The sequence below is a fragment of the Bacillus sp. SJ-10 genome (assembly GCF_002843505.1).
Classification (GTDB): Bacteria; Bacillota; Bacilli; order Bacillales; family Bacillaceae; genus Bacillus; species Bacillus velezensis.
Map to the genome: position 1 here is coordinate 1,934,444 of NZ_CP025258.1, position 17,623 is coordinate 1,952,066.

Below are 17,623 nucleotides of genomic sequence, written 5' to 3' on the forward strand. Positions count from 1 at the left end.
CGTCAATTTTTGCACACACTGCCTTCCAGGGAGAAAATGCCGCTGACTGAGAGCATTTTTATCGCAGCACAAAAATTGATTTTCACCTCTCGAGTTGTCACCGGGACCGCGCCAAACGCGCGTAAAGGTGAACCGGAACGATCGTTTCCGTTATGTCAATGAAGCTGTCGGCAGATGAAGTCTGCCTTAAAAAGGGTGGTACCGCGGCCACAACTCGTCCCTTCTCTCAAGGGGCGGGTTTTTTTGTTTTCTGAAAAAGGCATAGAACGGTTTGGTTTACATAAAAGGAGGATGCATGATGGAAGAGAAGCTTAAACAGCTCGAACTGGAAGCTGCAGAAAAAGTAGAAGCGGCGGGTTCATTAAAAGAAGTTAACGACATTCGGGTGCAATATCTCGGAAAAAAAGGGCCGATTACAGAAGTTCTCCGCGGCATGGGCAAACTGTCCGCCGAAGAGCGCCCGAAAATGGGAGCGCTCGCCAATGAAGTGAGAGAGCGCATTGCAGCAGCCATTACGGCGAAAAATGAACAGCTTGAACAAGAAGAGATGAATAAAAAACTCAGCAGCCAGACGATTGACGTCACATTGCCGGGCAGTCAGGTAAACATCGGCGGACGCCATCCGCTGACGGTCGTTATTGAAGAAATTGAAGATTTATTTATCGGAATGGGATATACCGTCGAAGAAGGCCCTGAAGTGGAAACGGATTATTACAACTTTGAGGCGCTGAACCTGCCGAAGGAACATCCGGCCCGCGACATGCAGGACAGCTTTTACATTACAGAAGAAATGCTGATGAGAACGCAGACGTCACCGGTGCAGACGCGCACGATGGAAAAGCATAAAGGAAAAGGCCCCGTCAAAATCATTTGTCCCGGTAAAGTGTATCGCCGCGACAACGATGACGCGACACATTCCCATCAGTTCATGCAGATTGAGGGTCTCGTCGTCGACCGCAAAATCAGCATGAGCGACCTGAAAGGCACGCTTGAATTGGTCGCCAAAAAAATGTTCGGCCAAGATCGTGAAATCAGGCTCCGTCCGAGCTTTTTCCCATTCACAGAGCCTTCTGTCGAGGTGGATGTGACCTGCTTTAAGTGCGGCGGACAAGGTTGCTCCGTCTGCAAAAAAACAGGCTGGATCGAAATTCTCGGCGCCGGCATGGTTCACCCGAACGTGTTGAAGATGGCCGGATTCAATCCTGAGGAATACCAGGGTTTTGCTTTCGGAATGGGTGTGGAACGTATCGCGATGCTGAAATACGGCATTGAAGATATCCGCCATTTCTATACCAATGATGTCAGATTCATTTCGCAGTTTAAACAGGCGTAAGAGGAGGATACACATGTTTGTTTCTTATAAATGGTTAGAAGATTACGTTGACTTGCAGGGAATCGACCCGGCCGTGCTTGCAGAAAAAATTACGAGAGCCGGTATTGAAGTTGAGGGTATCGAGTATAAAGGGGAGGGCGTAAAAGGCGTTGTCATCGGACACGTGCTTGAGCGTGAACAGCACCCGAATGCCGACAAACTCAACAAATGCCTTGTTGATATCGGTGCGGAGGAACCCGTGCAGATTATCTGCGGCGCCCCGAATGTTGATAAAGGACAGAAGGTTGCCGTTGCAACGGTCGGAGCCGTGCTTCCCGGCAATTTCAAAATTAAAAAAGCCAAGCTGCGCGGCGAAGCGTCTCACGGCATGATCTGTTCCCTTCAGGAGCTCGGCATTGAAAGCAAGCTCGTGGCGAAAGAATATGCGGAAGGCATTTTCGTTTTTCCGAATGATGCTGAAACGGGAGCTGACGCAATGGCGGCCCTTCAGCTTGATGATGCGATTTTAGAATTGGGCTTAACGCCGAACCGCGCCGACGCGATGAACATGCTTGGCGTGGCTTATGAAGTTGCGGCTATTCTCGGCGCAGAGGTAAAGCTTCCGGAGGCTTCATATGAAAAAGCGGCAGAAAAAGCGGCGGATGCTGTTTCCGTTAAGGTTGAAGATACGCAGGCCAATCCGCATTATGCCGCAAAAATCATTAAAAACGTCAAAATCGGCCCGTCACCGCTTTGGATGCAGACGAAGCTGATGAATGCAGGCATCCGCCCGCATAATAACGTCGTGGACATTACAAACTTCGTCCTCCTTGAGTACGGACAGCCGCTTCACGCTTTCGATTACGACCGGTTCGGTTCAAAAGAGGTCGTCGTCAGAAAAGCGGCGGAAAATGAAACCATCGTGACGCTGGATGAGCAAGAGCGCAAGCTGTCAAGCAGCCATTTGGTCATCACAAACGGAAAAAAAGCGCAAGCCGTTGCGGGAGTCATGGGCGGAGCTGAGTCTGAAGTCCGTGAAGACACCACTGCGATTTTACTGGAAGCCGCTTATTTCGACGGACAGACCGTCCGCAAAGCGTCGAGAGACCTCGGGCTGAGAAGCGAAGCGAGCGCCAGATATGAAAAAGGCATTGATCCGGCACGCGTTCTGCTGGCGGCTGAACGGGCCTGCAGTCTCATTCAGGCATATGCCGGCGGAGAAGTGCTCTCAGGCACGGTTGAAGAAAACCATCTGAAAATCGAAGCAAACAATATTCACGTGTCTGTTGAAAAAGTGAACGCCGTGCTCGGCATGACAATCGCTAAAGAAGAAATCATCAGCATTTACAAGCGCCTCGGGTTTGCAGTCGGTGAAGCTGAAGACGTTCTCGTCGTAACGGTCCCGTCGCGCCGCGGAGATATTAGAATAGAAGAAGACCTGATTGAAGAAGCGGCGAGATTGTACGGGTATGACAATATTCCGTCCACGCTTCCGGAAACGGCCGGCACGACAGGCGGCTTGACACCGTACCAGGCAAAACGCCGGAAAGTGAGACGTTTCCTTGAAGGAGCGGGTCTTTCACAAGCGACCACTTATTCATTAACGAATGATAAAAAAGCGGCCGCTTTTGCGATCGAAAAATCATTCAACACGATGCTTGCTCTGCCGATGAGCGAAGAAAGAAGCATTCTCAGACACAGCCTCGTGCCGAATCTTCTTGAAGCCGTTTCATACAATCTGGCCAGACAGACTGATTCCGTTGCTTTATATGAAACGGGTTCTGTATTTCTGACGAAAGAAGAAAACACAAAACCGGTTGAAAAAGAACGGGTTGCCGGAGCTGTAACCGGATTGTGGCGCAAAAATTTATGGCAGGGTGAGAAAAAGCCGGTTGATTTCTTCGTCGCCAAAGGAATCGTTGAAGGCCTGCTGCATCAATTGAATGTGTCAGACCGGGTTGAATTTGTCCAGTCAGAACGCAAAAACATGCATCCCGGCCGGACGGCAAACATTCTATTGAACGGTTCGCTTGCCGGATTTATCGGCCAGGTGCATCCGGCAATGGAAAAAGAGCTGGATATCAAAGAAACGTATGTGTTCGAGCTTGATCTGCACGCGCTTCTGACCGAGGAAACAGAACCTGTCGTGTATACGCCGATTCCGAAGTACCCGTCCGTCACGCGCGACATTGCGCTTGTGGCAGATAAAACCGTTACAAGCGGACAGCTCGAAGCCGTTATCAAAGAAGCCGGCGGCGCGCTGCTGAAAGAAGTCACCGTATTTGATGTGTACGAAGGTGAGCATATGGAAGAAGGCAAAAAATCCGTCGCCTTCTCGCTCCAATATGTTAACCCTGAACAAACATTGACAGAAGAAGAAGTGACAAAAGTACATGAAAACGTGCTGAAAGCGCTGGAAGAAACGTATCAGGCCGTATTAAGAGGATAAAGAAAAAGCTTGCAGATCACTCTGCAAGCTTTTTTACTATGACCGCTTCCGTTCAACAAGGCGTTTCGCTTTTTGCGTATTGGCAAAATGAAGTTTGGTGAACGTTCTGAGCGCACCTTCTCCCTTATTGATGATCAGCTTGGCGGCAGCTTCATCGACGTGCGGCCCCGCGCCTTTTGGAATCGTCATCCCAGCCTCACGCGAAAGCTTATCCATTTCAATTAAGAAAGAATATCGCGCAATGATAGAGGCTGCGGCGACGGAAAGATGTATGCTTTCCGCTTTCGTGCTGAAAAACGTTTTTTCTTTTACGATATCCCGTCCGGAAAGATGCTTAAAATAAATGCCGGGCTCTGCGAATTGGTCAATCAGAATCGCTTCCGGTTTAACGCCGTTCATTTTTCTCAGCAGATTGGAAATCGCCTGATTATGAAGGAGCGCCTTCATTTTTCCTTGGCTCATGCCTTTTTCCTGCATCTGATTGTATTTTTCGTTTTTTAACACAAGCAGGCTGTAAGGAATGGTTTTAATTAACAGTTTGGCGATTTCAATAATCTGCGGATCTTTTAAATCCTTCGAATCCTTCACACCGAGTTCTCTCATTAAAGAGAGCTTTGTTTTGTCGGCGTAGGCGCAGGCAACCGTTATCGGCCCGAAGTAATCGCCTGTTCCGACTTCATCAGAGCCGATCACTGACATGGAGGCAATGCCCGCCGGGGGAGCGTAAAGCGGGTCGGCCGCTTTTTTGACGGTTTTCTTTGCTTTCGGCGTCTCAGCCGTTCCCCAGCGGGCCGCTTCTGTGCCGGCGTTTTTTCCTTGAAAGAGAACCTTGCCCGAGCGGTAGGCTGTAATGGTACAGCCCGGAGGCTTGGCCTGGAAGACGGCGCCCTGCGGAACGGCGGGAGTAAGGGAGCCGGCATAGGATTGTTTCATTTGTTCCATAGCGGAAGCGGATACTTTTATAATAGAATGGGACACGATATAATCTCCTTTTTTGGCACTTTTCACTGTATATACCAGTGTATCATAACAGCCCGAGGCTCGTCTTTCCATTCAAACGATAATCGTGGTATGATAGGAACTAGGATTCTCGCGGAATGGAGGAGAAACGTTGTCTGACGGCAAAAAAACCAAAACGACAGTAAACATTTACGGCCAGCACTTCACCATTATCGGGGAAGAAAGCAAAGCGCACATGCGCCATGTGGCCGGAGTGGTTGATGATAAAATGAGAGAAATCAACGAGAAAAATCCATATCTTGATATAAATAAGCTCGCTGTATTGACTGCGGTCAATGTCGTGCATGATTATATGAAACTGCAAGAAAAATATGAAATACTGGAGCGGCAGCTTAAAGAAAAGGAATGAACACCATATGATAGATATCATCATCTTAGTTTTGCTCTTAATGGGCACATTGCTTGGATTAAAAAGAGGATTTATCCTCCAATTTATATATTTAACGAGTTTCATCCTCTCGATTGCGTTTGCGGCGCTTTTTTACAAAAGCCTGGCCCCGCATCTGAGCTTTATACCCGCGCCTGATTTTTCCGGCGGGCAGGCGGCTCTGTCTTTTATTAAAGGAAACGTAGAGACGGCTTATTACAACGCGATCGCGTTTGTCATTTTGTTTATCATCGCAAAGATTCTGCTCCGGATTATCGGAGCGGCGCTTAATATCATCGCCGGCATTCCGGTCATTAAACAGATCAACAAACTGCTGGGCGGGGTGCTTGGGTTTCTGGAAGTCTATTTATTTGCGTTTATCCTGTTATACGTCGCATCCGTACTGCCGGTAAGCGCGCTTCAGGATATGCTCGCACAATCGACGCTTGCAAATATCATCACACATCATACGCCGTATCTGTCAGGGCTCCTGCAAGAACTGTGGGCCCAGTACGGGGCATAAAAAACTTCTCTTGACCGGAGAAGTTTTTTTCAAGCTCTGCGTCAGTTGTGCCGGAGGAGAAAAATTTGTATGATGAAAAGCAGGAAACGACTGGGGGTTAACAGTATGCATAAAAAAGATATCATCAGGCTGCTTGAAACGATTGCGGTCTATATGGAACTGAAAGGGGACAACCCGTTTAAAATATCAGCCTTCCGAAAAGCGGCAGCGGCGCTTGAGCAGGATGACCGCAGCCTGTCGGAAATCGACGACATGATGTCTTTATCCGGAATCGGAAAAGGCACCTACGGCGTCATTCGTGAATATATGCAGGAAGGTGTGTCCGGCACGCTTCTCCAATTGCAGAAAGAAGTTCCGGAAGGCTTGGTTCCTCTTTTGAAGCTTCCGGGCCTCGGCGGCAAAAAAATCGCCAAGCTGTATCAGGAACTGGGCGTTCATGACGCGGAATCGCTGAAAGAAGCGTGCGAGCAGCAAAAAGTTCAGGGGCTCGCCGGTTTCGGCAAAAAAACGGAGGAGAAAATCCTCCAGGCTCTCGGAGAAGCCGGAAAACAGCCGGAACGGTTTCCGATCGGCTATGCGCTCAGCATTGCTTCAGTAATTGAAGAACATTTGGCCCGGCTGACGGATATTCAGAAATATTCCCGGGCCGGCAGTCTCAGAAGAGCGCGGGAAACCGTAAAAGATCTGGATTACATTATCGCTACAGATCATCCGGAGGCTGTCAGAGAACAGCTTCTTTCTCTCCCGAACGTAAAAGACGTGATAGCGAGCGGGGATACAAAAGTATCAGTCATCCTGACCTTTGAATATGAGACGAGTGTGGATTTCCGGCTTGTGACAGAGGAACAGTTTGCCACCACACTGCATCATTTTACCGGTTCTAAAGATCACAACATTAAAATGCGCCAGCTGGCGAAAGAGCGCGGTGAACGGATCAGTGAATACGGAGTAGAAACTATAGAAACGGGAGACGTCAAAACATTCCCGAGCGAAGAAGCGTTTTACGCCCACTTCGGTCTGCCGTTTATTCCTCCTGAGCTCAGAGAAAGCGGGCAGGAGGTCGACACGTACCGGGAAGAAACGGACCTTGTGGAGCATAAAGCGATAAAAGGCGATCTCCACATGCACTCAGCCTGGAGTGACGGCGCTTTTTCCATCAGGGAAATGGCAGAAGCATGTATGGCAAAAGGCTATCAGTACATGGCGATCACCGACCATTCCCAATATTTAAAGGTAGCCAACGGGTTAACGGCCGAGCGGCTCAAAAAACAGGCGGAAGAAATTGACGCGTTAAACGCTGAATTTGAAAATTTTCATATTTTTAAAGGCGTAGAAATGGACATTCTCCCCGACGGTTCGCTTGATTATGATGACAGTGTTCTGTCTGAAATGGATCTTGTCATCGCATCTATTCATTCAAGCTTCAGCCAGCCGGAGCATGTCATTATGAAACGGCTTGAACAGGCGCTGACGAATAAGCACGTGGACATTATCGCCCACCCGACGGGACGCCTGATCGGCAGACGGGCCGGCTATGAAGTCGACATCGACATGCTGATTGAACTCGCCGCCAAAACAAATACGGCGCTTGAACTGAATGCAAACCCCGCGCGCCTCGATTTGCGGACTGAGCATCTGATCAAAGCAAATGAAAAAGGTGTGACTTTGGTCATTAATACCGATGCCCATAATATCGAGATGCTCGATGATATGAAAACGGGCGTGACCGCTGCGCGCAAAGGCTGGACGGAGACAAAACATGTGTTAAACGCCCGGCCGCTACACGAGGTCAAAGCATTTCTGACGCGCAATGATTAAGTAAGGAGGATCACAAAACCGTGCAGCAAAAAGTGTTATCATCACTTGAATTTCATAAAGTAAAAGAACAGATTACCGCACATGCCGTCTCATCGCTCGGCCGGGAGAAGCTTCTGCAGCTGAAACCTTTGACGGATCTCTCAGACATCCAAAAACAGCTGGATGAAGTTGAAGAAGCATCCGCGGTCATGCGCTTGAGAGGCCATGCTCCGTTCGGCGGACTGACCGACATAAGATCCGCTTTACGGCGGGCGGAAATCGGCAGTGTGCTGACACCGGCGGAATTCACCGAATTGTCCGGGCTGCTGTATGCCGTTAAACAAATGAAGCATTTTATCAGCCAAATGACAGAAGACGGCGTCGGCATTCCGCTGATACAGGCCCATGCAGAAGAGCTGATTACATTAGGCGATTTGGAAAGGGAGATTAACTCCTGCATTGATGACCATGGTGAAGTGCTTGATCATGCGTCACCCGCTTTAAGGGGAATCCGCACGCAGCTCAGGACGCTTGAATCAAGAGTCAGAGACCGGCTTGAATCGATGCTGCGTTCATCTTCCGCTTCTAAAATGCTGTCTGACACCATCGTTACGATTCGGAATGACCGCTTTGTCATCCCGGTCAAACAGGAATACAGATCAAGCTACGGCGGAATTGTCCACGATACATCTTCATCCGGTGCGACACTGTTTATTGAACCGCAGGCGATCGTAGATATGAACAACTCGCTTCAGCAGGCGAAAGTAAAAGAAAAACAGGAAATCGAACGGATTCTTCGAATGCTGACGGAGCATACGGCTGAACACACACAAGAAATCGCTCAAAATGTGGAAGTGCTGCAGACACTGGATTTCATTTTCGCCAAAGCGAGATACGCAAAAGCGATGAAGGCGACAAAACCACTTATGAACGGAGACGGCTTTATCCGGCTGAAAAAAGCGCGCCATCCGCTGCTGCCCCAAGATCAAGTCGTGGCCAACGATATTGAACTGGGCGGAGATTATTCAACGATCGTTATCACGGGGCCGAATACGGGCGGTAAAACCGTTACGTTAAAAACACTCGGGCTGCTGACGATTATGGCGCAGGCAGGATTACACATACCGGCTGATGAGGGATCGGAAGCAGCCGTATTTGACAATGTGTTTGCCGATATCGGCGATGAACAGTCGATCGAACAAAGTCTGAGTACGTTCTCATCCCACATGGTCAATATCGTCAATATTTTAAAAGACGTGTCTGAAAACAGTCTTGTGCTGTTTGATGAACTCGGTGCCGGAACAGATCCGCAGGAAGGGGCGGCGCTTGCCATGAGCATCCTTGACGAAGTTCACCGGACAAACGCCAGAGTGCTTGCGACAACCCATTATCCGGAACTGAAAGCATACGGATATAACAGACAAGGCGTCATGAATGCCAGCGTTGAATTTGACATTGAAACGCTTTCGCCTACCTATAAGCTTCTGATCGGAGTGCCGGGCCGAAGCAACGCATTTGAAATCTCAAGACGCCTTGGGCTTCCGGAGCATATCATCGGCCAGGCGAAGTCAGAAATGACCGCCGAACATAACGAAGTCGATCTGATGATCGCATCGCTTGAAAATAGCAAAAAAAGAGCGGATGAAGAGCTTTCTGAAACCGAATCAATCAGAAAAGAAGCAGAAAAACTGCACAAAGAGCTTCAGCAGCAAATCATTGAGCTGAACGCCCAAAAAGATAAAATGATGGAAGAAGCCGAGCAGAAAGCTGCGGAAAAACTGGAAGCCGCCGCAAATGAAGCCGAACAGATTATCCGCGAACTCCGGTCCATCAAGCAAGAACACAGATCCTTTAAGGAACACGAGCTGATTGACGCCAAAAAACGCCTCGGAGACGCGATGCCGGCTTTTGAAAAATCAAAGCAGCCGGAAAGAAAAACAGAGAAAAAACGCGAGCTGAAGCCGGGCGACGAAGTAAAGGTGCTCACATTCGGACAAAAAGGGGCGCTGCTTGAAAAAACCGGCGAGAAAGAATGGAACGTTCAAATCGGCATCCTCAAAATGAAGGTGAAGGAAAAAGATCTTGAGTTTCTCAAATCGGCTCCTGAACCGAAAAAAGAAAAAGCAATCACCGCCGTAAAAGGGAAGGATTATCACGTATCGCTTGAACTTGACCTCAGGGGAGAGCGTTACGAAAACGCCCTCAGCCGCGTCGAAAAATATTTAGATGACGCGGTGCTTGCCGGCTATCCGAGAGTGTCCATCATTCACGGAAAAGGCACGGGCGCCCTCCGAAAAGGGGTGCAGGATCTTCTGAAAAACCACCGCAGCGTGAAAAGCTCGCGGTTCGGGGAAGCGGGAGAAGGAGGATCAGGCGTAACGATTGTCGAACTAAAATAAAAAGGGAGTAAACGTCATGAATGCTTTTTGGGAAAATGAGCTTGTTGAAATCGCGGCTTATTACAGTGTAGCCGTCTTGTGTCTCGTCATTTTTCTGACCGTGTTTGAATTGGTGACATCCTATAAAAACTGGGTGGAAATCCAAAAAGGCAATCTTGCGGTGGCAATGGCGACCGGAGGGAAAATTCTCGGTATCGCAAATGTCTTTCAGCACAGCATCGCCCAGCATAATTCGCTTTTGCAAATGATCGGCTGGGGCGTATATGGATTTATTATGCTTTTAATCAGCTATTTTATCTTTGAATTTCTGACGCCCCGGTTTAAAATTGATAAAGAAATTGAAAAAGATAACAGAGCTGTCGGCTTTATTTCATTTGTCATCTCAGTCGGCCTGTCATTTGTGGTGGCCGCCGGGATTTAAGGGGACGGGGAAAAATGGAGAAGCTTGCGAAAGTGCTGCTGTCGGCAGCGGGAATTTTTCTGTTCATCGGACTTATTTATCTGGTCATGACATCTTAATACTGAAAAAAGGCTGCCGAACTAAAATCGGCGGCCTTTTTTATTGAGAATACCAGTTTATGCAGGCCGTATCGGAGCAAATGACGGCTTCCCGACTCATGGCGCGGATGACAGATGGCATGTCTTGATCTTCCATGAGAAAGAGTGTCGTAAAAGAATCATATATGCTCATAAAAGCGGCGCGCCGTTTTTCGTCGGCAATGATCATGTCAGCCCGCAGCAGTCCGCATACATCCGAAGCCGCCGTTTGATTGAGTGAAAATATGCCTTTCTCTTCGACCGGCTCATAATAAGTGCAGCGCTTTATGCCTTTTGAACGGAACACATCCAAAAGTCCCGGAATTAAAAATGGTGAAGTGACATCATCGCTCGGCAAGTACAGATCGGGATGAAGCAAAAAGGCGGCCGACGTAAACGGCTTCGGCAGCTGGCGCAGGATAGGAACTCCCTCTTCAAAATGCAGCGTTTCCAGCAAACTCAACACCTCCTGAGACTCGAAATTTCACATGAAACGCTTTCCAATTCCAATCACCCTTCTGCTATAATAATAGTGTATAGGAAAACAGAAGGGAGAGGTATTATGCAGTCTGAAAAGCCATGGCTTTCTCAATATCCCGAAGAGATTCCGCATGAGCTTGAATTTACTGATCAAACCCTGCCATCCAATCTGACAAACTCCGCAGCTCAATTCCCGAACCACACCGCCATTTATTTTCTCGGAAAAAAACTCACATTCCAAGACGTTCTCACAGATTCGTTAAAGCTGGCCGCTTTTTTACGCAAAACAGGCCTGAAAAAAGGTGACAGAGCCGCCATTATGCTGCCCAATTGTCCGCAGTCGGTCATCGCTTTTTACGGCGTATTGTTTGCCGGCGGCATTGTCGTTCAGACCAATCCTCTCTACACGGAACACGAGCTTGAGTATCAGCTGAAAGACAGTGCGCCGCGCGTGATCATCACCCTCGATATGCTGTTTCCGAAGGTGATAAAAATGAAAACGTTATCAATCGTCGAACGCATTATTACAACGAGTATAAAAGACTTTTTGCCGTTCCCGAAAAATATGCTGTATACGCTCACGCAAAAACAACAGGTGCATATTGATTATGACGGCTGCGAACAAATTCACAAATTAGCGGATATTTTAAAAAACGAAAGAGCGGAGGAAGCGGAGCCATTTGATATTGACCCTGCGCATGACATCGCCGTGCTTCAATACACGGGCGGAACAACCGGCTACCCGAAAGGCGTCATGCTCACACACCGGAACATTCAGGCCAATACAGAAATGTGCGCCGCCTGGATGTACAAAATGAAAAAGGGAGCCGAAAAGGTGCTCGGCATCGTGCCTTTTTTTCATGTGTACGGATTGACCGCCGTGCTCAATTTTTCCATTATGCAGGGATGTGAAATGATCCTTCTTCCCAAATTCAATCCTTTGGATACCCTGAAAACAATCGACAGGCTGAAGCCGACGGTTTTTCCAGGGGCGCCGACGATTTACATCGGGCTGTTGCATCACCCGGAGCTGAATAAGTATGATTTGTCCTCCATTGAAAGCTGTCCGAGCGGTTCAGCGGCGCTTCCGGTTGAGGTCAAACAGAAATTTGAAAAAGTGACCGGAGGAAAGCTTGTGGAAGGCTACGGATTATCCGAAGCATCACCGGTTACCCATTCAAACTTCATTTGGGGAAAAAATAAACCCGGCAGCATCGGCTGTCCCTGGCCCAATACCGACGCCGGAATCTATTCAGAAGAAAAAGGCGGGCTTGCGGGGCCGTATGAACACGGCGAGCTGATCGTAAAAGGTCCTCAGGTCATGAAAGGATACTGGAATAAGCAGGAGGAGACGGCGCGTGTCATCAGAGACGGCTGGCTGTTTACCGGAGATATGGGATATATGGATGAGGAAGGATTTTTCTACATCGCCGACAGGAAAAAAGACATCATCATTGCCGGCGGATACAACATTTACCCCCGGGAGGTGGAAGAGGCGCTGTATGAGCATGAAGCCGTTCAGGAAATCGTCGTAGCGGGCGTTCCTGATTCCTACAGGGGGGAAACGGTGAAAGCATTTATCGTTTTGAAAAAAGGCGCCGAGGCAGATGCCGATGAGCTTGATGCGTTTGCAAGAGAGCGGCTTGCGCCGTACAAAGTCCCGAAGCTTTACGAATTCAGAAAAGAGCTTCCGAAAACGGCCGTCGGAAAAATATTAAGAAGGCGTTTAGTCGAAGAGGAAGATGCTTCCCGTGAAAACAAGGTGCCTTAAAAGAAAAACTTGACAAAATCCGGATTCCTTTTTATCATGAAGTTATGAATGAATAGTCATTCATTTATCGGAGGAAGGAACGATGACATTGAACCAAAAACGGCCAAAGTATATGCAGATTATTGATGCAGCAGTAGAAGTCATAGCGGAAAACGGCTATCACCAATCACAGGTGTCCAAAATCGCCAAGCAGGCCGGCGTTGCGGACGGCACCATCTATTTATATTTCAAAAACAAAGAGGATATACTCATTTCTCTTTTTAAAGAAAAGATGGGCCAGTTCATTGAACGCATGGAAGAAGAAGTGAAAGAAAAAACGACGGCAAAAGAAAAACTCGCCCTCGTTATTAAGCAGCATTTCACACTGCTCGGCAATGACCGCCACCTCGCGATTGTGACCCAGCTTGAGCTCAGACAGTCGAATATCAAGCTGCGCCTGAAAATCAATGATATTTTAAAAGGTTATTTAAACATGCTGGACACCATTTTGACCGAAGGAATCAAGTCGGGGGAATGGAAAGACAATCTCGACGTCCGCCTCGCCCGGCAGATGATATTCGGGACGATAGATGAAACAGTGACAACATGGGTGATGAACGATCAGAAATATGATCTTCCGGATTTGTCAGACAAGGTATTGGAGCTGTTGGTGTCAGGGATTCATCAAAACTAAAGGGGGTTGACGGATGAACAGCCTTTCGATGGCGGTAGAACAATCTGTTGCGGTGATCACCATTAATCATCAGCCGGCCAACGCGCTGTCCGGTGCGGTTTTAGATGAGTTGTCCGGTCTGTTCGACCGGTGTGAAACAGATGACAGCGTCAGAAGTATCATTATTCGCGGTGAGGGAAAATTTTTCTCGGCGGGCGCCGATATAAAGGAATTTACGTCGCTTGAAAATCTTGAGCAATCTTCTGCCATGGCGGATAAAGGCCAGCAGCTGATGGAAAGAATTGAAGGGTTTCCGAAGCCCGTTATCGCAGCGATTCACGGCGCTGCGTTCGGCGGCGGTCTTGAGCTAGCCATGGCCTGCCATATCAGAATCGCTACATTGGATGCAAAGCTCGGCCTGCCCGAGCTGAATCTCGGCATTATTCCGGGCTTTGCCGGGACGCAGCGGCTTCCCCGGTACGTCGGTACGGCGAAAGCGCTTGAAATGATCGGCACTTCAGAACCTGTGACCGGAGAAGAAGCGCTCAGCCTCGGCCTTGTCACGATAGGCGCCGAACATGAGGAAGAGCTGCTGCAAAAAGCGAAAACGCTCGCGGGCAAGTTTGCGGAAAAAAGCCCGCAGTCGATGGCTTCTCTGCTTGAGCTCCTTTATTCAAACAAGATCTATTCTTATGACGGCGGCTTAAAGCTTGAAGCAAAGCGCTTTGGGGAAGCATTTGCATCAGATGACGCAAAAGAAGGCATTCAGGCATTTCTCGAAAAAAGAAAGCCTCAATTCGGTGGGCGAAGATAAAGGGGATAAGATTATGAATCTATTTGTACTGATGAAACGGACGTTTGACACAGAAGAGAAAATCGTCATTGAAGCAGGAAAGATTCAGGAGGACGGAGCCGAATTTATCATTAATCCGTATGATGAATACGCCATTGAAGAAGCCATTCAGCTGAAAGAAGAGCACGGCGGAACCGTTACCGCTGTAACCGTCGGCGGAGAAGATGCGGAGAAAGAACTGAGAACCGCCCTTGCGATGGGCTGTGACCAGGCGGTGTTAATCAATATTGAAGATGATCTGAGCGATCCTGACCAATACTCCATTTCAACTATCTTATATCATTATTTCAAGGATCGGGAATATGATCTGATTCTCGGAGGAAATGTCGCGATTGACGGCGGTTCCGGCCAAGTGGCTCCAAGGCTTGCCGAACTGCTGAACATTCCTTGCGTCACAACGATTACAAAACTGACAATCAGCGGCGATGAAGCTGTGGCAGAGAAAGACAACGAAGGGGATACCGAAATCATTAAAACCTCACTTCCTTTAGTCATCACGGCACAGCAAGGCTTAAACGAGCCGCGCTATCCGTCGCTTCCGGGCATTATGAAGGCGAAGAAAAAACCGCTGGAAGAACTTGAGCTCGATGATCTCGATATTGATGAAGATGATGCCGCACCGAAGCTCAAAACGATCGAACGTTTTCTGCCGCCGCAAAAAGAAGCGGGCAGACTGATCGAAGGAGAAGCCGCTGAGCAGGCGAAAGAGCTTGTGTCACTGCTGAGAAAAGAAGCCAAAGTCGTATAAACCGATATTAAAGAAACTGGGGGATGTCAGAATGGGAAAAAAAGTGATCGTACTCGGAGAAATTCGTGACGGCGCCTTACGGAACGTCACCTTTGAAGCCATAGCCGCAGGCAAAACCATTTCCGGCGGAGGAGATGTCATCGGCGTGCTGATGGGAAAAGGCGCGGCTGATGCAGCATCAGAACTCATTCAGTACGGCGCCGACAAAGTATTTACGGCCGATGCGCCGGGGCTTTCTCAGTATACGGCGGACGGATATGCCGCGGTTCTCGGGGATTTGATCGAAAATGAAAAGCCTGATGCGGTCATTTTCGGCCACACTTCTATGGGAAAAGATTTGTCGCCTAAGCTTGCGGCCCGGTTTGAAACGGGGCTGATTTCAGACAGCACGGATGTAAGCGTTACCGGAGACAACATCGTTTTTACAAGACCGATTTATTCGGGAAAAGCCTTTGAACAGGTGATTTCAACCGATCCTTTCATTTTGGCGACAATTCGGCCGAATAATATTCAGGCATTAGAAAAAGAAGCGAACCGGACGGGTGATATTGAAGAGCTTGCGGCGCCTCCGGCAGATTTGCGGACAGTCATTGAAGAAGTAGTCAAAAAAACGGCGGACGGCGTGGATTTATCAGAAGCGAAAATTATCGTAGCAGGCGGCCGCGGTGTAAAAAGCAAAGATGGGTTTGAACCGTTAAAAGAACTTGCCGAGGTGCTCGGAGCAGCGGTGGGCGCTTCACGCGGCGCGTGTGACGCGGACTATTGCGATTATTCTCTTCAAATCGGCCAGACGGGAAAAGTCGTCACGCCGGATTTGTATATCGCCTGCGGCATTTCCGGAGCGATTCAGCACTTGGCGGGCATGTCAAACAGTAAGGTCATTGTTGCCATTAACAAAGACCCGGAAGCGGAAATATTTAAAATAGCGGACTACGGAATTGTCGGCGATTTGTTCGAAGTGGTTCCGCTTCTGACCCAGGAATTTAAAAATGCCAATATTCATTCATAATCAAAACCCTCTGGCTTAATTTGTCAGAGGGTTTTGATTTGTGTTAATTGGTTCGTACAAATTATAGATTAATAAAACAATAGATTGACATGTACGAACCAATGTAATAAGCTTTTGTAAAGCGCTTACAAACTTATCCATTCAGCATGCATTCCAGATACATAGATCGGCTGTAGTGCTTTCATTCTTATTAAGGGAAAGGAATGATCAAGTTTGTCTCACAATACGGCAGTCATTCAAACTGATATCACACGGGGAACCATTAATAAAAACATATACGGACATTTCGCGGAACACCTGGGAAGAGGCATATATGAGGGCATCTGGGTCGGAAAAGATTCCGATATTCCGAATACCGGCGGGGTCAGGACGGATGTTGCCGCCGCCCTCAAACAGCTTCAGATTCCCGTCCTCAGATGGCCGGGCGGCTGTTTTGCTGATGAATACCATTGGGCAAACGGCGTAGGGAAACGCAAAACCATGCTGAATACCCATTGGGGCGGGACGATTGATTCCAATGAATTCGGCACGCACGAGTTTATGATGCTTTGTGAACTGCTCGGCTGCGAACCGTACATCGCCGGAAACGTCGGCAGCGGAACGGTTAAAGAAATGGCTGATTGGATTGAATACATGACGTTTGAAGCGGGCACGCCGATGTCCGACTGGAGAAAAGAAAACGGGCGGGAAAAACCGTGGAAGCTGAAATATTTCGGAATAGGAAATGAGAACTGGGGCTGCGGCGGAAACATGCATCCTGACTATTATGCCGACCTTTACAGAAACTTTCAAACCTATGTCCGTAATTACAGCGGCAATGAAATCTATAAAATTGCCGGCGGCGCGAATGTCGACGATTACCGCTGGACTGAAACTTTAATGAAAAAAGCCGCTGATCTCATGGACGGGCTGAGCCTGCATTATTACACAATACCGGGCGACTTCTGGAAGGGGAAAGGATCAGCGACGGAGTTTACGGAAGATGAATGGTTCACCACGATGAAAAAAGCGGCGCATATGGATGAATTGATCACAAGGCACAGTGCCATCATGGATCAGTACGATCCCGAAAAAAGAGTCGGGCTGATCATTGATGAATGGGGCACGTGGCTTGATCCTGAGCCGGGCACGAATCCGGGCTTTCTGTATCAGCAGAATACGATCCGCGACGCCCTTGTCGCCGCCACGCATTTTCATATTTTTCATCAGCACGCAGACCGCGTACAGATGGCCAATATCGCGCAAACCGTCAACGTGCTTCAGGCAATGATCCTGACAAAAGGGAAAGAAATGCTGTTGACGCCGACGTATCATGTGTTTGATATGTTTAAAGTGCATCAGGACGCTTCTTTTTTGGCGACAGAAACAAAAGCAGCCGGGTACGAATGGAATGACGGCCGGCTCCCGCAAGTCAGCATTTCAGCGTCCAAACAGCAAAACGGAGACATACATATCAGCATTTGCAATATCGATCATCTGCAAAAAGCTGATGTGAAGATTGAACTGCGGGGCATGAAAAAGACAGGGAAGCCTTCGGGAACGATTCTGCACGCGGAAAAAATGAATGCCCATAATACATTCAGCAGTCCGGAAAACGTCAAACCGAAGCCGTTTTCCGGGTTTACTCAAAAGAGCGGAAAACTTGAGGCGGAGCTTCCTCCGATGGCGATTGTATTAATCACGCTGCCTGCGGGTCCATCTTAAGT

At 48.4% G+C, this 17,623-nt stretch carries 15 protein-coding genes; 13 read left to right on the plus strand and 2 right to left on the minus strand.

The features are described 5' to 3' along the window. Positions 1–298: 298 nt before the first annotated feature. Both pheS and pheT read left to right on the plus strand, forming a co-directional pair. On the plus strand, positions 299–1,333 hold the full coding sequence (gene pheS / locus CXL14_RS09900) for a phenylalanine--tRNA ligase subunit alpha (RefSeq protein WP_003152530.1): 1,035 nt from the start codon (positions 299–301) through the stop codon (positions 1,331–1,333). 13 nt (positions 1,334–1,346) lie between these two features. Beyond that, on the plus strand, positions 1,347–3,761 hold the full coding sequence (gene pheT / locus CXL14_RS09905; protein WP_012118137.1) for a phenylalanine--tRNA ligase subunit beta: 2,415 nt from the start codon (positions 1,347–1,349) through the stop codon (positions 3,759–3,761). A gap of 36 nt (positions 3,762–3,797) precedes the next feature. Here pheT and rnhC read toward each other — a convergent pair whose 3' ends face one another. Next, on the minus strand, positions 3,798–4,739 hold the full coding sequence (gene rnhC, locus CXL14_RS09910) for a ribonuclease HIII (protein WP_014418587.1): 942 nt from the start codon (positions 4,737–4,739) through the stop codon (positions 3,798–3,800). A gap of 133 nt (positions 4,740–4,872) precedes the next feature. Between rnhC and zapA the strand changes: the two genes are divergently transcribed. The 5 genes from zapA (at position 4,873) to CXL14_RS09935 (ending at position 10,288) form a co-directional block, all read left to right on the plus strand. Then, positions 4,873–5,130: a cell division protein ZapA gene (gene zapA, locus CXL14_RS09915; RefSeq protein WP_007408114.1), complete on the plus strand. Its 258-nt coding sequence runs from the start codon at positions 4,873–4,875 to the stop codon at positions 5,128–5,130. A gap of 7 nt (positions 5,131–5,137) precedes the next feature. Then, a complete protein-coding gene (locus tag CXL14_RS09920; protein WP_014418586.1) occupies positions 5,138–5,671 on the plus strand; it encodes a CvpA family protein in 534 nt (177 codons plus the stop codon). Between the two features lie 105 nt (positions 5,672–5,776). After that, positions 5,777–7,489 carry a DNA polymerase/3'-5' exonuclease PolX gene (gene polX / locus CXL14_RS09925; protein ID WP_007408115.1) on the plus strand — a complete coding sequence of 571 codons (1,713 nt, stop codon included), beginning with the start codon at positions 5,777–5,779 and terminating at the stop codon, positions 7,487–7,489. Positions 7,490–7,509: 20 nt separating this feature from the next. Next, positions 7,510–9,867, plus strand: a complete 2,358-nt coding sequence (locus CXL14_RS09930; RefSeq protein WP_014418585.1) for an endonuclease MutS2 — start codon at positions 7,510–7,512, stop codon at positions 9,865–9,867. Between the two features lie 16 nt (positions 9,868–9,883). After that, the gene (locus CXL14_RS09935; RefSeq protein ID WP_003152541.1) at positions 9,884–10,288 is read left to right on the plus strand and encodes a DUF350 domain-containing protein; all 405 of its coding nucleotides are present in this window, start codon (positions 9,884–9,886) and stop codon (positions 10,286–10,288) included. 138 nt (positions 10,289–10,426) lie between these two features. Here the strand turns inward: CXL14_RS09935 and CXL14_RS09940 are convergent, their stop codons facing one another. Then, positions 10,427–10,861 (minus strand): DUF2711 family protein, encoded by a 435-nt coding sequence (locus CXL14_RS09940; RefSeq protein ID WP_014418584.1) that lies wholly within the window; start codon positions 10,859–10,861, stop codon positions 10,427–10,429. Positions 10,862–10,966: 105 nt separating this feature from the next. On the opposite strand from CXL14_RS09940, the gene CXL14_RS09945 reads away from it, so the two are divergent. From CXL14_RS09945 to CXL14_RS09970, 6 genes are all read left to right on the plus strand, one after another. Continuing rightward, positions 10,967–12,655 carry an AMP-binding protein gene (locus tag CXL14_RS09945; RefSeq protein ID WP_014721631.1) on the plus strand — a complete coding sequence of 563 codons (1,689 nt, stop codon included), beginning with the start codon at positions 10,967–10,969 and terminating at the stop codon, positions 12,653–12,655. A gap of 88 nt (positions 12,656–12,743) precedes the next feature. Next, on the plus strand, positions 12,744–13,328 hold the full coding sequence (locus CXL14_RS09950) for a fatty acid metabolism transcriptional regulator FadR (RefSeq protein ID WP_007408119.1): 585 nt from the start codon (positions 12,744–12,746) through the stop codon (positions 13,326–13,328). A gap of 13 nt (positions 13,329–13,341) precedes the next feature. Then, positions 13,342–14,121, plus strand: a complete 780-nt coding sequence (locus CXL14_RS09955) for an enoyl-CoA hydratase (protein WP_014418582.1) — start codon at positions 13,342–13,344, stop codon at positions 14,119–14,121. A 13-nt stretch (positions 14,122–14,134) separates the two neighbouring features. Beyond that, a complete protein-coding gene (locus CXL14_RS09960; protein WP_007408121.1) occupies positions 14,135–14,908 on the plus strand; it encodes an electron transfer flavoprotein subunit beta/FixA family protein in 774 nt (257 codons plus the stop codon). Positions 14,909–14,939: 31 nt separating this feature from the next. Next, a complete protein-coding gene (locus tag CXL14_RS09965; RefSeq protein ID WP_014418580.1) occupies positions 14,940–15,917 on the plus strand; it encodes an electron transfer flavoprotein subunit alpha/FixB family protein in 978 nt (325 codons plus the stop codon). A 213-nt stretch (positions 15,918–16,130) separates the two neighbouring features. Next, entirely contained in the window at positions 16,131–17,621 is a 1,491-nt protein-coding gene (locus CXL14_RS09970; RefSeq protein WP_014418579.1) for an alpha-N-arabinofuranosidase, read from the plus strand. Positions 17,622–17,623: the final 2 nt, after the last annotated feature.